We start from the raw sequence: 23,946 nt of genomic DNA, 5'->3' as shown, positions 1-23,946 counted from the left end.
TCTCCCCTTTCCTTATTATTCGCAACAGAACATTTCGCATACGAAATAAAATACTCCTTTTTCTAATCTATGTCAATGTTTACATATGTAAATTACAACATAAAAATTTGAACTAACTTTCGCCTATGCACAGAAAAAACCCGCTTATACGCGGGCCATGGAGTGCTCGATCTTCTCATACAAATCGCGATCCTTGTACAGCATTCCGATTCTCGAAGCGAGCGATACGGATAATTCCTGCGGGACGCTCTTAAGGTAGGCAGCGAGCTCCGAGCAGGTCACTTCCTCCGCCCCCTGGCTTCCGATCAACGTCACTAGCGTACCGACAGGGTATTGTCGCGACAACCGAACCATGACTTGATCCATGCCGATCTTACCGACGATCGGCGCTCTTGATCCGCCCACGAGCATTTCGGATCCTTGCAGAACCTGCGACCAGCCGTCTGCGTACCCGATCGGGACGGTACCGATCCACTCGTCTTCTTCCGCTCGATATGCGACATCATAACCGACGGATTGTCCTTTGACGATACGTTTAACATGGATGAGACGGCTATGCAAGCTCAGAGCCGGCTTCAATTCGTAAGCCTTGGCGTAATCGTCGCCGACGAGTCCGTAGAGCGCGGCGCCGATACGCACTCCGTCCATGGCAAGCTCGGGGAATCTCAACGCTGCGACGCTGTTCGCGCAGTGATAGCGCCTTACGGATATTCCGGCTTCCTTAATCCAAGCTTTGATGTCTTCGAATTTGGCCGCCTGCTCGCGCAAGAAGCGTACGTCCGAACGACCTGCGGTCGCAAAGTGCGTATAGACGCCTTCGACGATAATACTTTTTCTTTGCAGGCAAGGAACCAAAGCATCCCACTCCGACTTATCCCGGATGCCGATTCTGCCAAGCCCGGTATCGAACTTCACATGAACCCGCAGTTTGCTCTTGGAGGACTTCGGAACATATGCCATTGCTTCGCAAAGCCATTCCGCGGACGCCACTGTGAGTTCAAGACGATGTTTGATGGCTAATGAAACATCCTGAACCCGTATAGGCGTCATGATTAGGATTGAAGCGGTAACTCCTTGACGCCTGAGCTGCAAAGCCTCGCTTAAATAGGCGACCGCCAAACCGTCAGCGCCGGCATGAATCGCGGAAGCGGCAATCTGCGCGCCGCCGTGACCGTAACCGTCCGCTTTCACTACGGCTATGAAGTCCGTCGACGCGGGCAGACGGGATTTGATGCTTTTTACATTATCGCGAATAATCGATAGGTCCACTTCCGCCCATGTATCCCTGTACGCCGACGTTGCGCTCATCGCTTTACTCCCTCGGACGTCAGAGCGGTCGCGATATCCTCCATTTGCATCGCTCTCGACGCCTTTATCAGAACAACGGCATCGGGTTCTAGAATATCCCGCAAATGCGCTGTCATTTGCTGCTTATCCAGGTAATGAAACACTCGATCCGCAGGCATTCTACGCAATGCTCCATCTGCCGTGTGCAAAGAAAGCGGTCCGAAAACGAACAAGTAGTCCAGACGTTCCGGGTCCGCGCAGGTTCCCACGAGATGGTGCAAGCTAACGTCCTGCTCCCCCAGATCATGCATATCTCCCAGCACGGCGAGCTTCTGACGCCCGGCAGGCCAGAGATAAAGCGTCTCGAGCGCAGCGACCGCACTGGACGGATTGGACTTGTACGTATCGTCGATGACGGTTAACCGTTCCGCTTGAACGATCTCGTTGCGCATGCCCGTAATCCGTACGTTTGCCAAACTTGCGCGAATCGTTGCTTCATCCATTCCGACGTCCAATGCCGTTGCGATGACGGCTAGCGCGTTAAGGACTTGATGCTTCCCCGCGAGAGGAATGGAATAGACGATGCCGGGATGGCGCGCTACGGTAAATGCCGAACCTTTTTCGTCCAAAGCCATATCGGAAGGATAATAATGATGAAAAGGTTGTTCTCCGAAGGTTAATTTACCGAACGGCTCCTTCAGCGCTTCGATCGCCCGCGACAGCAGGATATGATTTCCGTTATAGATCAAAATCCCGTTTGGTTTTAATCCGGCAACGATTTCCGTTTTCGCCTTGGCGATATTAGACAGGCTACCCAGATCTCCCAAGTGCGCCTCTCCGATATTCGTAATGATGGCGATGTCCGGTTTGGCCATTACCGATAGCAGTTCGATTTCCCCAAGCCCGGACATCCCCATCTCGACGACGGCCATTTCCGTATCTTCTTCTAACGACAATAGCGTTAGCGGCACGCCGAGATGATTGTTTAGATTGCCCGTAGTTTTTCTTGTCTTGAAACGGTAGCTCAAGCACTCGGCCAGCATATCTTTCGTAGAAGTTTTACCGTTGCTGCCCGTAATTCCGATCACGGTCGTTCGCAGCTGTTCGCGGTACGAGCGAGCTAGCGCTTGTATCGCCAACAAAGTATCTTCGACCATAAGAACCGGAATTCGACCTAACGGCGGGTTCGGTTCTTCCCGATTCCACAACACCGCGGACGCTCCTTTCTCGATCGCGGCATCGACGAACGCATGCCCGTTAAACCGCTCTCCTACGATCGGGATATAGAGATTACCTTGACGTAAAGTACGACTATCGATCGATACGCCGTTTATAACGACGTTTTTCTGCTCTTTTGTCGGAAAAGAGGTATTGCCCATCTCGGATACCTGTTGCAACGTTCTTAAGATCATCAAGATCACCTCATATATTGAATGGTCTGTTTGGAATCGTGACGCTCGAAGGCGTATCCGATCAGCCTTCTAATAAGGTCCGCGTAAGCCGTTCCGTCCGTGCGTTCCCACATGACGGGATACATGCTGAACTTCGTGAATCCGGGTAACGAATTGATCTCGTTCACGAACAACGCCCCGTCCCGTTCCACGAAAAAGTCGACCCGGGCGAGTCCGGAAGCGTTCACTGCCCGATAAGCTTGCACAGCCAAAGAGCGAATCCGTTCGGTTAACTCGGCGGGAAGCTCCGCCGGAATGGACATCTTTAATCGTCCGTCCACGTATTTCGCGTCGAAGTCGAAAAACGCTTTGTCCTGAATGAATTCTCCCGGCAATGAGGCCGACGGCTCATCGTTGCCCATAACCGCAACTTGAATTTCCCTTCCCACCACTTCGCGTTCAACGACGATCTTGCGGTCGTATCGGAACGCGTTCTCGATCGCCAAAACCAGCTCGCCCTCATCTTCGCATCTGCTAATGCCGATGCTCGAGCCCAAGCTAGCCGGTTTGACATAGGCGGGATACCCGATTTCTGAAGCGATTCTCTGGGAGATCGGCGTAGATTCCCTCGCCCAATCGGATAACGTGAAGACAACGTATTCGGTTACCGGTATGCCATCCTGGGCGAGCAATGCTTTACAGACCGCCTTGTCCAATGCGACGGCCGACGCGAGGACGCCATTGCCGACATAAGGGATATCGAGTAATTCCATTAACCCTTGAACCGTCCCGTCTTCGCCGTTGGAACCGTGCAACAGCGGCAGAACGACCTTGGGGCCATCCAAGGAGAGAAGTTCTTTCAACACCTCTCCTAAAGAAGCTGCAATTCGTTCGCAACGAGGTTGCAGAATAAGTTTTTCCGGCTCGTTCGGCGGAATCTCCAGCTTTCCGGCCGAACTCCAAGTTCCATCTTGGGCGATATGAATCGGATAGGTTGCGTATTCGCTCAGATCGATCGATTGCAGAACGGTTAGCGCCGTTCTAAGGGAAATCTCGTGCTCGGGGGATCGGCCGCCGTACAAAACATACAAAATCGTTTTCATGGAATGAATGAACCTCCTCGACTATCTGCTCGTCTCTTCATAAGATAACGAACAAAGCTAACGGAGCTCGTAATTAATGCTTAAGATAAGCTTAAGAATCCTAAACGAAAGCTAAACAACGAAAAGAAGCCCGCGTATGCGCGGGCTTCCATGATGAAATGGGATGAACCGTAATATAGTAAAAATGGCGTTATGCTGAACGAACGAGCTCGATGAACTTGTCCACGACGCGGTCAATAAACCGCAACGTCGACTCGTCGACAAGACGATGCGTCGATTCGTCGAATTTCAAGGCTGCCGAGCTAATATAGATTTCGTTGCCTGCGGGCGGTAGCAGCTTAGCTTGAATTCCCGGGCTTGCCAGTATTTCGCGCAAATGCAACTGGGCGCGTATCGTTCCCATCATGCCCGGAGATACGCCGGCGGTCATTACCGGTTTGCCGATCAGTACTTTGTCTATCCGAGATAACCAATCGATCGCGTTCTTCAGCACGCCGGGAACGGACCAGTTATACTCCGGCGTAATGATAAATACGCCATCCGCGGACGCTACTTTTCCTAGCAGTTCCTTAACGGCATGCGGCGGATTCAGCTCGATATCCTGATCGAAAAACGGAAGTGATCGAATTTCGGCGATATCCAGATCCAATTTGTTAATGTAGCGCTCCTTCATCGTGTTGGCCAACTGCAAGTTGTAGGAGCCCTGTCTTAGACTACCTATAATTACGGCGATTTTCAACATTCGATCACGACCTCCCCATATCATATTCCAGCTTTTTCTACGACTATTTTAGCACCATATCCGGGAAAGTGACAAATTATCGCTTCCATTCGGATAAGGGGTGATCGCGCAGAACGACCCCTTGAGGTAAAATGCCTTGCACCTGAGCTCTCAATTCAGCGTCGGAATGAAGCTCCGCGCTCAGAATCGTAATCGATCCCGAGTCGTCCCGCGTACGGATGAGCCTTCCGATTCCTTGCTTTAACCGAAGGAGCATATAAGGCATGTCCACCTCTTCGAACGGCGACGCCGCCTCCTGCCGCTTCGCCATGAATACCGGATCGTTCGGTGGGTACGGCAACGACCATACGATCACGTTCGACAGCGACGGGCCCGGAATGTCCAAGCCTTCCCATAACGTAACGGCGCATAGCACGCTTGTCTCGTCGCTCTGGAAATCCGCGATCAGATGACTGATCTCCCGGTCCCCTTCGAAGCCGAAACGCATGCCGAACAGCTCCGGCAATGCGGGAATTGCTTCCTTGAAGCGTTTGAGCTCCTCGCGGGACGGGAATAACAGAAGCGCTCTTCCCTCCGTGCGCAGAAGCGCCTGTACGGCTGCCTGAGCTTTTTCCTCGAACGAATACGATTGTCCGTTGCTTAATCGCGGCGCCGAGATTTCCATCCTGCCCTCGTAATCGTATGGCGAATCCACGCTGAAAGATAAATACTTCGACACGCCTAAGCTATATGCCAAATAATCGAACGAATCGTTAACCGACAGCGTTGCGGAAGAGAATACGACCGGCATGTTCAGCGCGAATACCCGCTCGCGAAGCACTTCCTTGACGGCTTTCGGCATAATGACGAGCGTGAGACCGGTAGGGCTATCCGTAGCCCAACAGATCAAGGAATCCGATGACTGGAACAGGCTAAGCGCCTTCTGCATCATTTCCAGGTGTTCTTCCACGATGCGCAACTGATAGCCGTCGAGATTGTACAGTTCGCTCTCGAAGACGAGCTCTTCCTCGATTCCGTCCAACGATTCGCGCAGCCTGGAGACGGCTTGGATCAACTCTTTGTTCACATGGATATGCCTGCGATCGGAACCGGCGATTGCGTCGCTATGCTTCTCGAGCAACTCGAATAACCGCTCGCTCCGTTCGATCGCGTCGTCGATGAAGACGGCAAGCGTCTCGCGCATCTCGTTCTTGAGCAACCGCGTAACGAGCTCCTCGAAGATCGGATGCTTGATCCGGTAAGTGAGCGCCTTCTGAGCAGCCGATTCGAGCAAATGTCCTTCGTCGAAAACGACGGCGCAATGCTCGGGAAGAAGCGGAAGCTGGCCTTCCCGCTTCCTTCCCTCATAAGTCCATACGTGTTCCATGTAGAAATCGTGAGAGCAAATGATCAAATCCGCCGATTGCCGGTAATGCTCGCGGGACAATGTCTGACCGCAGCGATGGCGCTTGTCGCAGACGAAGCAGTCTTGGAACGGATCCCAATTCATCCGCTCCCATTGCTCATCGTTCAGGTGAGGATACTGCTTCCGATCCCCGTAAGCATGGAAAGCTTGCATCCCCTCGCTCTTATGAACGAAAGCGGGCAGCTGTTCGTAAATATCCTTGTACAATTCCGGCTCTTCGTAATCGGTACGGGCGTTATCCAGCTTCTTCAGGCATAAATAACGGTCCTGGGATTTGCCGAGCCTCGCGTCGATCGTCATTCCGAGATGCCGAGCCAGCTTGGCGATATCGCCTTCCGGCTTCACGAGCTGCTCGATCAGCGATTCGTCGGCGCAGGCGATGATCGCCGGCTTGCGATGATAACGCGCATAACAGATCGAGTACAGCAAATAAACGAGCGTCTTGCCCGTCCCCACTCCCGCTTCCGCGAAAATCGTCTGCTTGTCCGCGAACGCTTTCTCCAATTGAAACGCCATGTAGATTTGTTCGTCGCGTACTTCGAAGCCCGCTTCGGGCAATATGTCGTAAAACACGTCAGCTACCCACTCGCCGATCTGCGGCACGATGGGCTTGGATGGTTCATATTCGAAAGGATACCGATTCAAAGTGATGTTGCCTCCACGTTTCGTTGTCGTGACATTATCACATGATCGTCCCGCAATTGCCAAGCGATTTCAGAGTTTTTGTTCCGAATCGGTAATGTCAATACGAGTATCGTGTGTATTTTCTCATCGTTTTATCAGAATCAAGGTGATATCCATGAGGCGAACGGTTTCCGCTTCTCCTTAGCAAATGGTGGGCGAAAATGATGTGATAAGGTTGTTGCAGGAGTTACGAAGCACATTCAAATCCAACATGACCTTAAGGAGGAATTATCTTATGAACAATATAAACAACTTAAATAATCGCCGACTCGGTAAATTGTTGGTCGGTGCTTCTCTTAGCCTGACGATTGCGATCTCGGCGGGAACGTTGTTCTCGAATTCTCATTCCGCTTATGCGGCTGCCGCATCTACGATATCTTCCAACTCGACCGTGTCGGTCGCCGACAAAGTGATCTCTACGGGCAAGCAGTTTCTTGGAGTCCCTTACCAATTCGGAGCCAAAGCGAACCAAACAAGCACGTTCGATTGCTCTTCGTTCACGCAATACGTATTTAAACAGGCCGGCATAACCTTGCCGCGTTCGTCCAAGCAACAAGCAAGCTCCGGGACTTACGTTCCGCGTAACCAGCTTCAACCGGGCGACCTGGTGTTCTCCGATACGAACAAGGACGGAGTCATTAACCACGTTAGTATCTATATCGGCGACGGAAAGCTTCTGCACACTTACCGCGTCGGGATCGGCGTTACGATCTCGAATTTCGCAGGGAGCGCATGGGATCGAACTTATGTAACCGCGCGCCGTGTCATTCCGTCAAACGGAAACACCGTTGTTGTCACGCCTCCGACCAACGCAACGAATCCGAGCACGGACAATAGCAACATCGTAACGAATCCGAGCACGGACAATGGCAACAACGTAACGAATCCGAGCACGGACAATGGCAACACCGTAACGAATCCAAGCACGGACAATGGCAACATCGTAACGAATCCGAGCACGGACAATAGCACCAATGTATCGAAACCAAGCAAGGATAATGGCACCAACCATAAAAAGAAAACGCACCATCACAAAACGGCGAAGTACCATAACTCTATGGAATGGTATTTACGCTAAGCCCGAATAAACGAAATGGACCGCCCCGGGGATTCCGGGAGCGGTCTTTTTCGTTCGTTCATTTATTCATCATCGCAATAAATATGATGATGACGGCAATGATGACAACTACGTATAAGGAAAGCAACCTGCCAAGCTTGCGTCCCGAATGCGCGAAATAACTGCCGTTCGTTTCCTTCTTCCCAAGCGATACGCCGACTCTGACCGTCCAGATGACGGCGGCCGCCATGACGATCACGGTTATAATCAACAAGAGATTAGTACTCATTCGCAACCACCGTCCTTTGTTCCTTTATTTTAACCGTTTTGTCCTTCCTTGAGTACGTCTTTGCCAGCCAAGGATTGACGTTTCGGCGAACTTTTTCCTCCGCGGGCTTCGCGAAGCAACGGACTTATGATGAGAGCTCCCGCAAGGAAGAGCAAAGCCGAAATTCCATATACGATTCTAAGCGACATTTGATCCTTCAGAATTCCGGAGAGAGACATGCCGACGACCATCATCCCCATGAACATCGGCGAAAGCGTGCCGCCGACTCTGCCGATATACGCTCCCTCCGTGTTCTTCATTAACAGCGTCTGAATTCCGACTTGAATAAACGGATAACACAGCCCGTTCATCACGATCAATGGGATCGACAATGCCAGACTCGTGGAGAAACCCACCCCGACCGTGCCGAACGTGCTGGTGATCAGCCCGATTACAAGCAAGATCTGCGGTTTCGTTTTCTTGGCGATCGCCAGGATGAATGCTCCCGCGAGAAGCGTCGCCCCTCCGTTCGCCATAAGCAACCATTGCAGATCGGACTTCTCCAAGCCTAATGATTCCGTCGCGACGAAAATCATAAGCGGTTGGATTAATCCCGCCGCCAGACCGGAGAACGCAAAAGCGCCGCCAAGCTTACGAAGCACGCGACTCGCCCGGACGTAAGCGAGCCCTGATTTCATTTCTTGTAGAAATCCGGAAGCTTGGACAGTAGCGCTTGCGGATTCGTCACGCGGAAGCATCGCCAGAATACTCCCCGATCCGATGAACAACATTCCCATAGCAGCCAACGAAGTTTCGATTCCGTAGTGGGTATAAATAAACGTACCGATCATCGGACCGATTACCATGAACAAAGCCGTCATGGATTGAAAGGCTGCCATGACGCCCTGTAACTGCTCTTGCGGCACATGACGCTTAAATATTTTCATTGCGGAGGGCTGGGAAAATTGCGACAAAGACGATGACACTAACGTCGCGAACAACAAGGCGTGCCAAGAACCGTAAATAAGCGCGAATAGTACCGCGAACACGGATACGGAGGAAAGCAGGTCGCTTGCGATCATCGTTCGCTTCGGTTTCCATCTATCCGCGAACGTCCCCCCGATCAAGGCGAATAAGAAAATCGGCGCGAACTCCGCCACCGAAATGAGTGATACGTACAGCGGATCATTGTTTGTCATGTCGGTGACATACAGAAGAATCGCGAAATTGCGAACCCAAATACCGAGGTTCAGCAATACGCGGGATAGAATAATCGTGCGGACATAGCGGTTGTTCAACATCTTAGAAACTCCTTTGCTTTGAATGTATATACAAACATTATCGGATTACGTTTTATAATATACAAACAAATTTATTATTTGTCTATAAAAAATTAGAGTTATTCGATCGCAAAACAACAAAAAACCCGGAAACGAAGCTTCCGGGTTTGGACTTGCCATCAATAAAGTTTGGCGGGCTTTAGGCGACGGGAATATTGGCTTTACGGAATTGATCGACCGCCGGCGTTAGCTTATATCCGTTCTGCTCGACGATATCCATGAACTTCCTCAGCGTCGTCAAGTAGGCGCTGGAATCAGGCTTGTTCCACGACAGAATCGCTTCGTATGCCTTACGGGCGTTCGGCTGCATCGCTTTATGCTCGTAATCGAACAGCGGCGTGTTATTCGCTCCGTAGAACGTTAAGGTACGGTAGCTGTTGAACAGATTGGCGATCTGCGCCTTACGATTGGAATACGGATACTTCGCCAAGAAGCTTTCTTGGCTAAGCGCCCGGTTAACGAGCTGCTGATAACCGATTACGATACCCGCATCCTTAACGTTCGCTTGATCGGACTCGACCGCCATAATCTCGATATAGGCTTTAATATCGGCATTTACGCGGCTTTCGAACGCTTTGAACGCGGAATAGTCCACGATCGGGAAATAAAAGCCTTCAGCCGTCTCCAGCTTATATCCGCTGTCCTTCGCTTCCTTCAGCAGAGCTTTCAAGTTCGCGTCCTTCGTTCTAGCGATCACTTGGTCTAAGGTCGCGCCTTTCGTATAGGCTCTATTGATCGCCTGTTGAACGGAGTTTTTCTCGAAGCGCTTCTGAAGGGCAGGCAATTGCGCTTTCACCGCGTTCTCCAAGTGCAGCGCCATGACGGTCGCTTGTGATGGAGTGACATCGCCGATATGAGCGCGTAGATAGGCGAACGCCCGAGGTAATTGGCCCTGTTTCTTCAGCAATGCTTCGAATTCGGCGACGACTTTAGCGGATGATTTACTATCGGCTGCTGCCAACTGGATTGAATTCGGCGTCGGCGAGGATGCGGCGGAAACCGTCATTGCTTGAAGCGAGAAGGTTAACGCTGCGATCGCGGCTATCGTCATGGTTTTCGATTTGCGGGATTTTCTGATCATGATTAGGTGGTCTCCTTTATGAATAGAGTGATAGGGCATAGTCCTAACGATCGGTTGTTCGCCGATGGATCTAATCATAAAATCGGGATGTATCGGGCTCATTTCCGGTTGTTGCGATTCTGTAAACTTTTTGTAGGCTCGTTTCGACCGCAAAGCGGTTGATCTTTCCGTTCCGCGGCATTACAATTGCATAATTGCTTATTGAGTTGCAGAACAGGATGGTATCGACTAATGAACCCGAAAACTCCGCCCATTAAACCCGTTTTCCCTTTGCTGATCGGGATGATCGCGATCTCTTTCGCGCCGATTCTAGTTCGGTATTCGGGAGCTCCCGTATCCGTACAAGGCTTGTATCGAATGTTATTCACGGTCTTGCTCATGCTGCCCTTCGGAACCCGCCAACTGAGGAACCTTCCTTCGATATCGCGTAAAGATTGGATATTGCTCGTGCTCGCCGGATTTTTCTTGGCCTTGCATTTCTTGTTATGGATGGAATCGTTGAACTATACGTCGATCGCCAGTTCAACCATCATTCTCGCGCTGGAGCCCGTCTTCGTAATGATCGGCGCCTATTTCTTATTTAAGGATCGAATAGGCAAGCTGGCTTTAATCGGCTTGATCGTTGCGCTGATCGGTGCGATCTGCGTAGGCTCCGGAGATATGAGCCTGTCTCGGAAAGCCTTCCAAGGCGATCTTCTCTCGCTTCTCGGAACGTTGGCGGTCGTCGTTAACATGCTGATCGCCAAACGCATTCTCGAACGGGTGTCCTCTTACTTATACAGCTTGATCGTCTTCGCGATCGCGGCCGTATGTTTCGCCGGATACAACGCGCTTGCCGGCTATAACATGTTGGACTACCCGTCCAAAGAGTGGGGAATATTCCTATTGCTCGCGATCGTTCCTACCGTATTCGGACATATGATCTTCAACTGGCTCTTGCAATACGTGAAGCCTACTACGATTTCCATTTCCGTATTCGCCGAACCGGTCGGTGCAAGCTTGCTCGGAATGGTTCTATTCCAAGAAATGATCAGCTCGTTCCAGCTTCTCGGAGGAGTGTTCATCATCGTCGGCCTGCTGCTCTATATGAGATCGGAGCGCAGCGTTAAGCCTACGGTCGTCGTCGCTGAAGCCGCGTAACTTCGGCGATTACATCAAGTATCTGAAGTAGATGTAGACGCTGGACATGACGATGGAGAGCAACATGAGCGGGAAGCCGTATTTCAGATAAGTCATGAAGGAGATCGGATGACCTTCCTTGGCCGACATTCCGGCGACGATCAGATTGGCGCTAGCTCCAATCAGCGCTCCGTTGCCCCCAAGGCAGGCTCCGAGCGCCAAGCTCCACCAGAGCGGCTCTAGATTCTGAATACCCATCATTCCCATTTCCTGAATCATCGGAATCATCGTCGCGACGAACGGGATGTTATCCAGGAAAGCCGAAGCAATCGCGCTTAGCCATAGAATCAGCATCGAAGTCGCAACGGGATCGCCTCCGGTCCACTCGATCGCATTTTCCGCAAGTTTGGAAATTACGCCGGTTTCAACTAGCCCCGATACGAGCGCGAACAAACCGATGAAGAAGAAGATCGTCGTCCATTCCACCTTCGTGAACGCGTCCTCCATCTTGTGTTCCCCCGATAGAAGCAATAACAAGAATGCCCCGGCAAGCGCCACTGTCGCCGATTCCAGATGGAATAGCTGATGCGTGAAGAAGCCCAGCATCGTAAGGCCTAAGACGAATAAGCACTTTCGAAGCAACTTACCGTCCGTGATCAGCTGTTTCTCGTCTAACTCCATAATTCCGCGTTTCAACTCTTCGGTCGTGCGTAGTTTTTTCCGGAATAGCAGAATGAAAATCGGTACGTATACAATCATCACGATCGCCGCGATCGGAGCCAAATTAATCATAAAATCAAGGAACGATAACTCCTTCACCGCGCTTCCGATCATAATGTTCGGAGGGTCTCCGATAAGCGTGGCCGTCCCTCCGACATTCGATGCGATAATTTGCGTCAGCAAAAAAGGAACCGGATTTACGCGAAGCTGCCTCGTAATGCTGAAGGTGACGGGAACGATAAGCAATACGGTCGTCACATTATCAAGAAAGGCAGAGCCGACCGCGGTTATAAGCGCAAGCGCGACCAGGATGCGGATAGGCTCTCCCTTCGCTTTCTTCGCCGCGTAAACCGCAATGAATCGGAACAATCCGGTCTCCGATGTCACGCTGACGATGATCATCATCCCGATCAGCAATCCCAAAGTATTGAAATCGATATGGTGCATGGCGGTATTCTGATCCACGATCCCGAATACGATCATGAGAATGCCGCCGAGCATCGCAACGATCGTTCGATGGATTTTCTCCGTAACGATTAGCGCATAGATGATTAAAAATATTGCAATTGCCCAATTTGCTTGTTGGTCCATGATGACCTCCCAGGTTAATATTGCCTTCATGATTTCCCAATCGCACCCAAAACATGTTCGGACACAGGTCTGAAAAAACGCAAAAAGAGCCCGCTGTTGGCAGGCTCCTCCGGGTCAAGCTTATGCGATTGTTCATACGATCGGACTAAGGCTTATAAATCTATCTTATCGGATTCGGCGTGAGAGCACAAGTCTAGAACAACTGAATTGCCGTCAAGACCAGTCCGATCAGAAAGCCGCAGATAGCGCCATTGACTCGGATCCATTGCAAATCTCCGCCGATTTTCTCTTCCAGCATTCGGACTAACTCTTTGTCGTTCATCTTGTCGAGATTGTCCTTCAGGAGCGCGCCGATCCGGTAATGATTGGCCTCGACTGTATTCACGATGAACGAGAGCGCCTTCTGCTCCGCGCTCTCCGCGAGCTGTCGCTCCGCCTGCAAGCGGCGAACGACATAACGGAACGCGCTGACGACCTTACGTCCTCCGCGTCGTTTCTCGTTCTCGAGCGCTTCCAGCAGCAAATCCCGCAAACTCTCCATTCGTTCCAGCAGAAACTTCCCGCTATCCGGATTCGTCGCCTTATCGATTAACCAGTCTTTGCCGCGCTCGAGAAGTTCCTCGTCTCCGGCGACGCGTTGAAGCTGGTATCGAATCTCTCTCAGCAGCAGCTCCCGGTTCGGGTTGTCCGGGAGAACGAGATCTTGAATGCCCGACAAGATAAGCTGTTGGATCATCGTCCCCAGCTTCTCTTCGTTCATGAAACCGGCGAATGCTTGCACGGCAAAGCCCATGAAGCCGCCAACCTTAGCTTCCGCTAGCTTCTGCTGAGCGATCGAGCCGAGGAGATGTCCCGTTTCGGGTTTGCTCACCCAGACTCTGCCTTGATTAAGCGCGTAATCGAGCGCCCGTTCGTCCCAGCCTTCCGTAATCGCCGTATCCAGCGCTTTCGTCGCCAGCGGCTTAACGTCCGTCTGACGCAATAGCGTGACGATTCCGTTCTGCAGCAAAGGAACGAACGAGTCCAGCGGAAGCTGCCTAAGCAGAATTTGACCGGCGTTTAACGCGCCGATTCGATTGCTTCGCTTCCCGACCAGACGCGTCATCGCGGATCCGGCGAGCTTGAGCAGTTGAAGCTGCTTGAGCTTGCGCGCGATGCTCTCTTTGTTCAACAATTCGTTCTCCAGCGCGGAGATAAGGGAATTCGCGATCTTGTTCCGATTTTTGAGCAGCAAAGAAGTATGCGGGATAGGAATGCCTAATGGATGACGGAATAAAGCCGTGACCGCGAACCAATCCGCGAAGCCTCCGACCAGCCCCGCTTCGAAGCCGCCCTTCAGCAGTTCGATTGCGGGGTGGTCTGGAAGGAATAAGGTCGTGATGAAGCCCGCTCCCATCGTGACGAGCGATAAGCCGGCAATGAATCTTGTTCTCATATTTTCAAACCTCGTTAGTCTTGCTGGATATTTGCTGCTATGCCAATGTAAATTCCATTTTCATACTATAGCATTCGACAACCTTTTCATCAATTCGAACGCGGACGACATACGCGAGAAACTCAATCCGGATACGAAAGATACTCGCTCGCCCCCGCGCTTGCGCTAGCCTATTCGCTTTGATGAGCTTTCATCGCGGACATCAGCGCTTGCACCGTCGTTTTCTCCGGGGGAGTGATCCAGTCCGATTGAAGCGATGCATTCGCATCATTCATCGCTTTCGCGATGTCTCCATAACTGCAATGGTATGCGATATAGCCAATAACCGAATTTGCTTTTTCGGGACCCAATATAGTTAGCGCTTGTATCATATGGGGCATATCGCTCAGAAACCAATCCCCGACGATCGCGGAATACGTTTCCGATAACGCCCCGTCCAGCCCTTTCGTCGCTTGCAGCAGCTGGATCTTCTCCCCTTCGCCGATGGATCCTCGATACTCGTACAGAAAAGTAAGCAATTCCGATGTTTTGTTCCCGCTCGCTTCCTCGTAGACGTTCCAGTCGATGAAAGGAAGCCACTCCCAAATCGCTTTTAATTTCTCTTGATCCGTCTGCTTGGCGTACCAATCGGTCAGCGTCTTAAGGTATTCCGCGGGTAAGGCCGGAGAAGTCGATTCGATGTGACTTTTCACCCAGCCGACAACTTTCCCCTTCACGCGGTCCCCCTCGATCGGACCTTCGATGAAGCTGCCGCTGAAGTTTCTAAACCACACGTCGCCGATCATGAAAAACCGTTTGTCGGGTATTACGATATCCCGATCGTATACCGCGTTATTATTAGCCGGCTCAGCCTTCGAGATGTGTCCATAGAACGTATCCAACTTATGCCCGTCGATCGAAATTCGGCCATTCTTAATGACGATCCGTTCTCCCGGCAATCCGACGACTCTCGCGACATCGTATCCGCTGGACGGGTTACCCGCATCCGTACGGAAATAGACGACGTCTCCCCTGGCGATCGGTCGGTCGGAATATTCGGTCAGGTCGACGACGACCGGAACGTCCAAATACTGCTTCGATAAGGCCATGCTTTCGTTGTGAATGAAATGCAATCTCTCGCCCGCCGCCAGCTTATCGACGATGGGCAGATCGTATTTCGTATGTTCGTCCGTAATCGGCGGCTCGCTCCGGCACGCGGATAACGTTACGCCAAGCAAGGCCATCATAAGCAAAGTTGTTCCGCTCTTTTTCATACACAACCCCTTAATGGAAAATGATGTTATCCATTTATACTTTAGACGCACGTAACGGGCGGTTGGTTGCTAAGGTTTGACAAGGCGGGTTAGTACCTTTATACTAACGTCAATTACTTAAAGGAGGCTGATGTCATATGGCAAACTATTTGAATGTATCGATTGTCGCGATGGATTCGCAAGCGCATATCGACCGGTCTCAACGGGGTTTTGTTCGAATTCGATAACGGTAATGTCGTGCGGGGTGAGCCCTCGTCCGCGCCGTTCATCGCAGTCGACCGCCTGAGACCATAAGGTTTCGGGCGGTTTTTTTGTTTGCATGCATCTGCATGAGCAGACGAATAAGCCGCAGGGAATCCCTGCGGCTTTTGTGCTATTCGTTTTTGTATTACATTCTAATTCGGATTACGAAGGAGTTTTCATTTGAAACCAATTATCGAAAATAATCAATTGCAAGCCTACGGCTGGAACCAACATTGGGACGACGTACTGTCCCGTCATTTCGCGAATGCTTCGGAGAATCTTTCCCCCGCGAGAGTCATCGCTCAATTCTCCCATTCCTACAGTCTCATGACGGAATCGGGCGAACATAGCGCCGTCGTCACCGGCAAATTCGAGTTCAACGCCGCCAAACGCGGAGATTATCCCGCCGTCGGCGACTGGGTGCTCGTTGCTCAACTCCCGAACGAACGTCGTTCCGTCATTCACGCCGTACTGCCCCGCCGCTCGGCCATGGTACGCAAAGTCGCCGGGCAAGTGCTCGAGGACCAGATTATCGGCGCGAACTTGGATTATTTGTTCATCGTTAACGCGCTGAATCTGGACTTCAATCTTCGTAAAATCGAAAGGTATCTGATCGCGGCTTGGGAAAGCGGCGCGAAACCGATCGTTTTGCTGACAAAGGCAGATTTGGTCGACGATCCGGCAAACTTCGCTTCCCAGGTGGAACAAATCGCGCCGGGCGTTCCCGTGCATGTCGTGAGCGCGCATCGCGATCAAGGGAAAGAAGCTCTTCAAGCTTATATGCAACCCGGTAATACGATCGGCGTAACGGGCTCATCCGGCGTCGGAAAATCTACTTTGCTGAATTGGCTCGCGGGCGAAGATTTGCAACATGTTCAAGGCATCCGCGAGAGCGATGCCCGAGGTCGACATACGACGACGCACCGGGAGCTTTTCTTGCTCCAAGGCGGAGCGCTGTTCATGGATACGCCGGGCATGAGGGAACTCCAATTATGGGATGCGGACGAAGGCATACAGCACGCATTCTCCGACATCGAAGCTTTGGCGGACCATTGCCGTTATCGGGATTGCCGGCACGAGAACGCCCAAGGCTGCGCCGTTCTCGACGCGATCGAAGCAGGAGAACTCGATGCGAAGCGGCTCGCCAACTACCGCAAAACCTCAAGAGAGCTCGCACGCCTCGCGCGCAAGGACCAAGCCGGCAGCGCCAAATCGGGACAGAAAAGCGCTCGCGCGAAGCCTTCCAAGCCGCGACCGCGAGCGAACCAGTTCGCCGATTGGGATAACGATTAACATTCGCTTCGTTTATTCCGTTTCCATCACGTAGGCAAGCAGCAATGCCGCCGTGTTCGCGACCGCGTCCGCGTGCGTGCGCTCCATACCGTGCGAAGCATGCACGCCGGGGCCGATGAGCGCCGCGCGGATGTTGTTGCCTCCACGAAGAGCAGCGGATGCGTCCGAACCGTAAAACGGATAAATATCGACGGCGTAAGGAAGGCCTTCCCGCTTCGCTAAATCGATAAGCTTAGAAGTCATGCCGTAGTCGTAAGGTCCGGAAGAATCCTTGGCGCAGATCGATACGTCATGCTCCGTCGTCGACAAGTCATCCCCGATCGCACCCATGTCGACCGCGATCATCTCCGTGATATCCGCGGGGATATACGAGGCGCCGTGTCCGACTTCTTCGTAGGTAGACAGAATGATTTTTACCGGCCGGCTCGGTTCTTTACCTTCGCGTTTCATCCATTCCATTAGTCCGAACAAAGCGGCTACGCTCGCCTTGTCGTCCAAATGCCGCGACTTAATCCAACCGTTCGGCATCATCCGGGTTCGTGGATCCCAGGAGATGAAGTCTCCCGGAGCGATGCCGAGCTTCTCGGTGTCTTCCTTCGACTTCACCGTCTCGTCGATGCGAATTTCCATGTTCGCTTCGTCGCGCTTCCAATCCCGCATATCCGAGTGCACATGTACGGACGGTTTATTCGTAAGCACCGTACCTTCGTAGGTTCTGCCGTCGCGCGTATGTACGAGGCAATATTCGTTCTCCACCGATTGCATCGCATAACCGCCGATCGGCGTAAACCGAAGCGTTCCGTCCGGCTTGATCGAACGAACCATTCCGCCTAACGTATCGACGTGCGCGGTTAAGGCGAGCGTTCCGGAATCGTACTTATCCGAACCGGGCAACGTAATGATGGCATTCCCCTTCGGGGTCATCTCGAGCTTGTAGCCGAGCTGATCTACTTCGTCGCGGACAAGCTTCATGATTTCCATGCAGAACCCGCTCGGACTCGGCGTATCCAGCAACCGTCGCAAAATTTCCATCATGTATTCGCGGTTAAGCGTTGGGTTCAGTACAGTTGTCATTGATTGATCTCCTCGATAATGGATTGTCGTTTTACAATAAGACAACGGATCGCATGAAAAGTTCCTGCAACAAGGAATGCTTGACATAAAAACCCTCTCCAACACTTATGGAGAAGGTTTGACTGGAAGTCATACATCAACCTGTATTTACTACAGGCATTTCATCGAAAAAGGGAGGTTCTCCGCATACAACCTGCATTCGCTACAGTAGGATTGCCTCAATTTCTCCCCAGTTGTTCATAACGCCAAATTCCACTGTACATTTTACAGGTTGGAAATCCAATTCATGCGAAATTCGACTTCCTGCTGTAGTTTTTACAGGTTGACGCGCGAGCCGAGCGGTTGGAAGTTAGCTGTCGATTGGAGCTAAAGCGAACTTTGAGCGAACTTTGAGCAAACTAGAGAGTTAGGATCGAGTTGTAGCGAGTTTGCTCAATTGCTTTTTACTCAGATTCGTTTACTTAAGCATTGAACCGTTGGCGGTAACCGCATTTGCGGCACAGCTCTTCCACGACTTCCCTGCGGGAGAATCCGTCATACAGTCGAGTCGCTCGTTCTCCCTCGATAATGTCGCCGAATTCCGCTTGATGGATGTTCCCCAGATTAATGACGCCCTCTCCATCCAAGCAACAAGGAATGACCGTGCCGTCGACAAGTACGCCGGCTTGGTTGCGAAGCGCGTGGCAGAAGCCCTTGCTTAGGTCCTCTTCTTCCTTCAGGTCCGGCCACTTGAATTCTTCCTCGTGGTTCAAATAGATTCGGTCCGCGAGCTTGATTCCCTTACCCCTGACGAAATGCTCTTCGATCTTATAATCAAGCTTGAATTCTTCCTCCAGCTTGCTCAATATTTCGCGATTGCGGTCGTTCTGCACGTTCGTTTCGTTATCCTGGGTCAAATTCCATAGTCGGAACGAGATACGGATATCGGACGTCGCGACCGCTTCCTTAGCGAAAGCGACGACGCTGGATACGTATCCTTCTTTGTCCACGGAGCCTTCGTGACCGTCGAAGCTGTGCAACGAGAAGTTAATCTGCCGGAGTGCGGGCTTGCCGAGAATCTTCGGACCGGCTTTGTGAAGCAACGTTCCGTTCGTCGTCAAGTTAACCTTGAAACCTCTCTCGTGGCTCAGGTCCAGCAACTCGTCGATCTTCGGATGCAGCAGCGGCTCGCCTTTGACGTGAAAATAAATATGGTCGGCATGTCCCTTAATCTGGTCTAGCGTATGCGTAAAGGCGTCGACTTTAATGAAATTCGCCTGGCGTTTCGTCGGCGGGCAGAAGCTGCAAGCCAAGTTGCAGATGCTCGTGATTTCGATATAAAACTTTTTGAATGTTTTCAAGATCGGTTCTCCAATCGGTATTGCCCCTATAATGATGCGTTCATTATACCATAACGGGAGGTTGCGGGAGCTTCGTTATCTTAACCCGCCTCTTATCCGTTTTTATTCGCATAGAACACATGTCGGGCTTTTATCGATCCATCCGAAATTCGGAAAATACCGAACGAATATTGCGCCTGCTTTCGCTTATCGGTCGGAGATCCGGGGTTGAAAATAAGCGGGCTTCCCTCGGCACCTTGCTTCAGAACGGGAATGTGCGAATGGCCGTACACGATCGCTTCTAAGGGTACGCCCTTAAAAGCGGCGATCGCATGCGCTTCCGTTCCGGTTCTCTTGACCGAGCCATGTCCGTGCACGATGCCGATCCGACAGCCTTCGAATGTCAGAAGCTTGTTCAAACCGAACTTGCGCACGATTTCTTCCCCGTCATTGTTTCCCGCGACGCCATAAGTCGGCGCATAAGCGGCTAACTCCTCATAAACGGACAGTCTCGTCCAGTCTCCGGCATGGAGAATGGCGTCCGCCCCCTTCAGTTCGCGAACTAGGCGTTCCGGCAGCTTCTTGTTCATTCTCGGCATATGTGTATCGGATAAGACGACGATTTTCATCCGCATCAACTCCGTTTCTCGGCAACTAATTGTTATACCTTCATCATATTGACCGTAACCGTTTCGATCAAGGCTACAAGGACGAACGTTCAGGCCTAATTTTTTACGAACACACCGTAACCAATATCTTCCTGTCGCGTTTATTTATGTAGATAGGGAGGCGTTGCATTGAGACAACTCACGAAACTCGCTACGGTAGTCAGAAGAATGATTATCGTCTTGGCGGGGATTATGCTCGTCATGTGGGCAGTCGATCGATATTGGCCCGACAAAGGGATAAAAGAATACATTCGCCTGCTTGAAAAAGACGGGCCAGTGACGCATTACGACGTTGACCGCTCGTTTAAGATCGATGGAGATACCATAATCGTGAAAACGATGTACATTACGCCTACGCAAGTCGTTATTCATTATAAAGACATTAAAGGCGATGTCGGCGGATGGTCCTTATCGAATAATGCTCTTAAACTATTCGATTCCAAAGGAAAAGAGTTGATGCAACGTTCCTCGTCCGCTCATTCAAGTCCATGGGGCGACGAAGGTTTTTTGCATTATGAGGGTCTAGGTAACACGATTAATTCCAGTTTAACCATTCGATTTGAATTATTCGACCGGAACTTCGAGCTCGCCCTTCCGTTAGGAAAGGAGGACGATCGGAGATGAAACGCAAAACTTTGATAACGTTATGTGAATGGGTAGCCGCGGTAGCATTATTGTTCTTATTGTTTAAGCTGGAGGTCTATCCGCTCGGTACTTTCCGAAGCGCGGACGCCACACACGCGCTGTCCGAAAGAAGCCTTCATTACGGCCCATCGAAAGTTGCGAAAAAAGTGACCGTTCCCTTCGATTCGCATCAAATCGTTTATTTAGGCACTTATAAAGATTGGTTTTCCGCGGATTTGGTCGTGAAAAGAGGATTCGGTTGGGAGTTGGGCAGCGGGGAAAGCGGAATCAAGATCGATCGGAGCAAGCCCTTGACCATAGTTGGGGAATGAATCAGAGAAACAAAAAAATTCGGCTAGCTAAGTTTTACGGTTACGTGTCGGATCCGCTTATTACGACCGTCGTGCTGCGGTTGAGGGGGACCGAACTTCGCCAAACGATCGCGGATGACCGAATGTTCCTCTTCCTATGGAACGACGCGGAGAAAAACTACGTATGGTTATCGATCCAAGGCTTGGATAACGCGGGCAATGTCTTGTACGAGCAGGAACTGCAATGATAGGGGTACGATGATATACTTAGGAAAAGGAGTGTGCTCATTTATGTCTAATCGTCCTACTCAAGAGGAATACAACCCGCATTTCGACACTTACGTCCGCCTGGTGGAGGATGTAAATATTCAGGAATTCCTCGCTCAAGCTCTGCAATCCACGACGGAGCTGCTCTCCGGCGTTACGGAAGAGCAAGGAAACTATCGTTATGCCCCGGGCAAATGGAGCCTCAAGGAAGTGCTCGGACATATTACCGATAACGAGCGGATCATGGGCTATCGGCTGCTTCGAATCGCTAGAGGCGATCGCACGCCGCTTAGCGGTTACGATCAAGACGAACTTATGAGCGGAGCCAGCTTCGACGCCTGCTCGTTCGCCGACCTGCTCGAAGATTACGCGGCCGTTCGCCGGTCCACGCTTACTTTGCTTAAAGGGTTGTCCGACGAGGCATGGACGCGGAGCGGCATCGTGAACGACAACCCGTCTACCGTGCGCGCGTGGGCTTATATCATTGCCGGACATGAGATCCATCATTTGAATATCGTCCGAGATAAGTACCTGAAATAAACGAATAATAAAAATGAGACCGAAGTTCCATCCTCTCGAGAGAGGCGGGACTTCGGTCTTCTTCATGGTTACGACTTGGTTACGACTTCGCGAACGCTTCGGCAATCAACCGGTACGATTCGACGCGCTTATCGAAGTCATGAATGTGCGACACGATCATGAGCTCGTCCAAATGCATCCTTTCGGCGTAACGTCTTAGCCCTTCCTTCACCTGTCCGGGCGTTCCGATAAACCGACGCGCCCTCATCTGCTCGATCATCTGGATTTCCATCGCCGAATACGGATATTCGCTGGCCGTCTTCACGGACGGGAGGAATCCCATTTCCTGACCGCTAAGCAGCTTCAGGAAAAACAACTCGTTACTCTTCGCGAGCATACGGGCTTCCTCTTCCGATTCGCTGCAGATGACCATCACCGCAGCGAGCGCTCTTGGCCACGGCTCGTATGCGGACGGCTTGAAATACGCGTGATACAGATGCAGAGGCTCGTCGCCCGCCGCGCCGAAAAATTGCGCGAATGCGTAAGCCGTCCCCTGCTGCGCCGCAATTCTTGCCGAGCCGTCGCTCGAGCCAAGCAGCCAGAGCTCGGGGATAGTGTCCGTCTGCGGGAAAGCGCGCAAGCCGGCAAAACGGTGAGACGCCGGATCGTCGTCATGCAAATAGGCGTTCAGGTCGCTTACCTGTTGCGGATATAAGTCGATATCCACCCGCTTATGTTCCTGCAACGCTCTCGTCGCCATCGGGAAACCGCCTGGAGCGCGTCCCAAGCCGACGTCGATCCTACCGGGATGTAACGCTTCGAGCAGCTTAAAGTTCTCTGCGACCTTGTACGAACTGTAATGCGGCAACATGATGCCTCCGGAACCCACACGGATCCGTTCCGTATGCGCCGCGATATGCGCGATCAGCACCTCCGGACTGGAGGAGGCCAGCGCTTGGGAGCCGTGGTGCTCGGATACCCAGAATCGGCGATAGCCAAGCTTCTCCGTCTCTTGGGCTAACGCGACGGTCTCGTTAAGCGCGTCTTTTACGGTTCTGCCTTCGTTAACATGGGAATGGTCGAGAACGCTTAATTTCATCGTGTTCGCCTCCTGTTCATGTTGCCTATGTATGCAAAAAAGCCCGCAAAGTTCGCGGGCCGTCCATATGGATTAGCGTTTGTTGAAAGTGTCGGTAAGAATGGGAACGATCTGCGATTTACGGGAGACGACGCCTTTAAGAACCGCTTTGTTGTTCTCCAGCTTCACGCCGTAAGCCGCTTCGACGGCATCCGAAGCGCGTCCGAGAGCAAGACCGACGGAATCGTTGTTCAAGATGTCGGTAACGACGAACAGGAACAGATCAAGACCTTTGGCATTGATGATGTTCGTAAGCGCGTCTTCAAGTTCCGCTTGCTTGGACAGAACGTCGTTCACGTCCACCGCGTTCACTTGGGCGATCTCGACTTTCGCGCTGCCCATGGAGAATTCCTTGGCATCCAAGGAGATCAATTGAGCGATCGTCTTGTCGCTAAGGTCCGCGCCCGCTTTCAGCATATCCAGACCATAGCTATCGGCGTCGACGCCTGCGATTTCGGCAAGCTCGCGGGCAGCCGCGACGTCTTGCGCCGTGCAAGTCGGCGATTTGAACAAGAGAGAATCGGAGATGATCGCGGACAGCATCAATCCGGCAATGTTCTTCGGAACGGACTTGCCGTTTTCTTTGTACAGCTTGTTAAGAATCGTAGCCGTGCAACCTACGGGCTCGGCGCGATAGTATAGCGGAGCGCTTGTCTCGAAGTTCGCGATACGGTGGTGGTCGATAACTTCCAATACCGTAACTTGATCGATGTCGGCTACGCTTTGTTGACGTTCGTTATGGTCGACAAGAATGACGCCCTTGGCTTCGCCCGCTACCGTCTCGACGAGGCGCGGCGCTTGAAAACCGAATTTATCCAACGCGAATTGGGTTTCTCCGCTAACGGAGCCAAGACGAACGGCTTCAACGTCTTCCCCTAGCTGGCTTTTCAAATCCGCATAGGCAATCGCGGAACAAATCGTATCCGTGTCCGGATTTTTGTGACCGAAGATCAATACTTTGCTCATTTTCTTGCTCCTCATCTATTAATTTTGGCGAGAAAAGTATACCTCAAA

23 protein-coding genes are annotated in these 23,946 nt (G+C 51.7%); 7 read left to right on the top strand and 16 right to left on the bottom strand.

Going from position 1 to position 23,946, the window contains the following annotated elements; all coding sequences use genetic code 11:
• Positions 1–144: 144 nt before the first annotated feature.
• From alr to D7Z26_RS00525, 5 genes are all read right to left on the bottom strand, one after another.
• The gene (gene alr / locus D7Z26_RS00545; RefSeq protein ID WP_120973754.1) at positions 145–1,308 is read right to left on the bottom strand and encodes an alanine racemase; all 1,164 of its coding nucleotides are present in this window, start codon (positions 1,306–1,308) and stop codon (positions 145–147) included.
• A complete protein-coding gene (locus D7Z26_RS00540; RefSeq protein ID WP_120973752.1) occupies positions 1,305–2,699 on the bottom strand; it encodes a UDP-N-acetylmuramoyl-tripeptide--D-alanyl-D-alanine ligase in 1,395 nt (464 codons plus the stop codon). Before D7Z26_RS00540 ends, alr begins: the two co-directional genes overlap by 4 nt.
• A gap of 5 nt (positions 2,700–2,704) precedes the next feature.
• Positions 2,705–3,781 (bottom strand): D-alanine--D-alanine ligase family protein, encoded by a 1,077-nt coding sequence (locus tag D7Z26_RS00535; RefSeq protein WP_120973751.1) that lies wholly within the window; start codon positions 3,779–3,781, stop codon positions 2,705–2,707.
• Positions 3,782–3,971: 190 nt separating this feature from the next.
• Positions 3,972–4,523, bottom strand: coding sequence for an NADPH-dependent FMN reductase (locus tag D7Z26_RS00530; RefSeq protein WP_407643466.1), 552 nt, complete (start codon positions 4,521–4,523; stop codon positions 3,972–3,974).
• A gap of 76 nt (positions 4,524–4,599) precedes the next feature.
• Entirely contained in the window at positions 4,600–6,573 is a 1,974-nt protein-coding gene (locus D7Z26_RS00525; protein ID WP_120973749.1) for an ATP-dependent DNA helicase, read from the bottom strand.
• A 274-nt stretch (positions 6,574–6,847) separates the two neighbouring features.
• Between D7Z26_RS00525 and D7Z26_RS27975 the strand changes: the two genes are divergently transcribed.
• Complete coding sequence (locus D7Z26_RS27975; RefSeq protein WP_120973747.1) at positions 6,848–7,690, top strand: C40 family peptidase; 843 nt, start codon at positions 6,848–6,850, stop codon at positions 7,688–7,690.
• A 58-nt stretch (positions 7,691–7,748) separates the two neighbouring features.
• Here the strand turns inward: D7Z26_RS27975 and D7Z26_RS00515 are convergent, their stop codons facing one another.
• The 3 genes from D7Z26_RS00515 to D7Z26_RS00505 all read right to left on the bottom strand — a co-directional run bounded on the left by D7Z26_RS00515 (position 7,749) and on the right by D7Z26_RS00505 (position 10,358).
• The gene (locus D7Z26_RS00515; protein WP_120973745.1) at positions 7,749–7,958 is read right to left on the bottom strand and encodes a hypothetical protein; all 210 of its coding nucleotides are present in this window, start codon (positions 7,956–7,958) and stop codon (positions 7,749–7,751) included.
• 29 nt (positions 7,959–7,987) lie between these two features.
• A complete protein-coding gene (locus D7Z26_RS00510; RefSeq protein ID WP_120973743.1) occupies positions 7,988–9,238 on the bottom strand; it encodes an MFS transporter in 1,251 nt (416 codons plus the stop codon).
• Between the two features lie 178 nt (positions 9,239–9,416).
• Positions 9,417–10,358 (bottom strand): hypothetical protein, encoded by a 942-nt coding sequence (locus D7Z26_RS00505; protein ID WP_120973741.1) that lies wholly within the window; start codon positions 10,356–10,358, stop codon positions 9,417–9,419.
• Between the two features lie 231 nt (positions 10,359–10,589).
• Here D7Z26_RS00505 and D7Z26_RS00500 point away from each other — a divergent pair, with 231 nt between their 5' ends.
• On the top strand, positions 10,590–11,498 hold the full coding sequence (locus D7Z26_RS00500) for a DMT family transporter (RefSeq protein ID WP_120973739.1): 909 nt from the start codon (positions 10,590–10,592) through the stop codon (positions 11,496–11,498).
• Between the two features lie 9 nt (positions 11,499–11,507).
• Here D7Z26_RS00500 and D7Z26_RS00495 read toward each other — a convergent pair whose 3' ends face one another.
• From D7Z26_RS00495 to lepB, 3 genes are all read right to left on the bottom strand, one after another.
• Positions 11,508–12,788: an ArsB/NhaD family transporter gene (locus D7Z26_RS00495; RefSeq protein WP_120973737.1), complete on the bottom strand. Its 1,281-nt coding sequence runs from the start codon at positions 12,786–12,788 to the stop codon at positions 11,508–11,510.
• Between the two features lie 193 nt (positions 12,789–12,981).
• The gene (locus D7Z26_RS00490; RefSeq protein ID WP_120973735.1) at positions 12,982–14,223 is read right to left on the bottom strand and encodes a DUF445 domain-containing protein; all 1,242 of its coding nucleotides are present in this window, start codon (positions 14,221–14,223) and stop codon (positions 12,982–12,984) included.
• Positions 14,224–14,393: 170 nt separating this feature from the next.
• A complete protein-coding gene (gene lepB, locus D7Z26_RS00485) occupies positions 14,394–15,476 on the bottom strand; it encodes a signal peptidase I (RefSeq protein WP_120973733.1) in 1,083 nt (360 codons plus the stop codon).
• 423 nt (positions 15,477–15,899) lie between these two features.
• Between lepB and rsgA the strand changes: the two genes are divergently transcribed.
• Positions 15,900–17,012 carry a ribosome small subunit-dependent GTPase A gene (gene rsgA / locus D7Z26_RS00480; RefSeq protein ID WP_233566533.1) on the top strand — a complete coding sequence of 371 codons (1,113 nt, stop codon included), beginning with the start codon at positions 15,900–15,902 and terminating at the stop codon, positions 17,010–17,012.
• 12 nt (positions 17,013–17,024) lie between these two features.
• On the opposite strand, the gene D7Z26_RS00475 is transcribed toward rsgA, so the two are convergent.
• From D7Z26_RS00475 to D7Z26_RS00465, 3 genes are all read right to left on the bottom strand, one after another.
• Positions 17,025–18,086, bottom strand: coding sequence for a M42 family metallopeptidase (locus D7Z26_RS00475; protein WP_120973731.1), 1,062 nt, complete (start codon positions 18,084–18,086; stop codon positions 17,025–17,027).
• 461 nt (positions 18,087–18,547) lie between these two features.
• Entirely contained in the window at positions 18,548–19,426 is an 879-nt protein-coding gene (locus D7Z26_RS00470) for a radical SAM/SPASM domain-containing protein (RefSeq protein ID WP_120973729.1), read from the bottom strand.
• A gap of 92 nt (positions 19,427–19,518) precedes the next feature.
• Positions 19,519–20,034 (bottom strand): metallophosphoesterase family protein, encoded by a 516-nt coding sequence (locus D7Z26_RS00465; protein ID WP_120973727.1) that lies wholly within the window; start codon positions 20,032–20,034, stop codon positions 19,519–19,521.
• A 168-nt stretch (positions 20,035–20,202) separates the two neighbouring features.
• On the opposite strand from D7Z26_RS00465, the gene D7Z26_RS00460 reads away from it, so the two are divergent.
• From D7Z26_RS00460 to D7Z26_RS00445, 4 genes are read left to right on the top strand one after another with little or no spacing between them, the layout of a single operon-like run.
• A complete protein-coding gene (locus D7Z26_RS00460) occupies positions 20,203–20,697 on the top strand; it encodes a DUF5643 domain-containing protein (RefSeq protein ID WP_120973725.1) in 495 nt (164 codons plus the stop codon).
• The gene (locus D7Z26_RS00455) at positions 20,694–21,029 is read left to right on the top strand and encodes a hypothetical protein (protein WP_120973723.1); all 336 of its coding nucleotides are present in this window, start codon (positions 20,694–20,696) and stop codon (positions 21,027–21,029) included. Before D7Z26_RS00460 ends, D7Z26_RS00455 begins: the two co-directional genes overlap by 4 nt.
• Positions 21,026–21,256 (top strand): hypothetical protein, encoded by a 231-nt coding sequence (locus D7Z26_RS00450; RefSeq protein ID WP_120973721.1) that lies wholly within the window; start codon positions 21,026–21,028, stop codon positions 21,254–21,256. Before D7Z26_RS00455 ends, D7Z26_RS00450 begins: the two co-directional genes overlap by 4 nt.
• A 43-nt stretch (positions 21,257–21,299) precedes the next feature.
• Positions 21,300–21,815, top strand: a complete 516-nt coding sequence (locus D7Z26_RS00445; protein WP_120973719.1) for a DinB family protein — start codon at positions 21,300–21,302, stop codon at positions 21,813–21,815.
• Between the two features lie 79 nt (positions 21,816–21,894).
• Here the strand turns inward: D7Z26_RS00445 and D7Z26_RS00440 are convergent, their stop codons facing one another.
• Both D7Z26_RS00440 and D7Z26_RS00435 read right to left on the bottom strand, forming a co-directional pair.
• Positions 21,895–22,893: an LLM class flavin-dependent oxidoreductase gene (locus tag D7Z26_RS00440; RefSeq protein WP_120973717.1), complete on the bottom strand. Its 999-nt coding sequence runs from the start codon at positions 22,891–22,893 to the stop codon at positions 21,895–21,897.
• 72 nt (positions 22,894–22,965) lie between these two features.
• On the bottom strand, positions 22,966–23,898 hold the full coding sequence (locus D7Z26_RS00435) for a manganese-dependent inorganic pyrophosphatase (RefSeq protein WP_120973715.1): 933 nt from the start codon (positions 23,896–23,898) through the stop codon (positions 22,966–22,968).
• Positions 23,899–23,946: the final 48 nt, after the last annotated feature.

The sequence above is a fragment of the Cohnella endophytica genome (assembly GCF_003628305.1).
Classification (GTDB): Bacteria; Bacillota; Bacilli; order Paenibacillales; family Paenibacillaceae; genus Cohnella; species Cohnella endophytica.
Note: the sequence above shows the minus strand (reverse complement) of the source record. Positions and strands in the feature narration are given on the sequence as shown.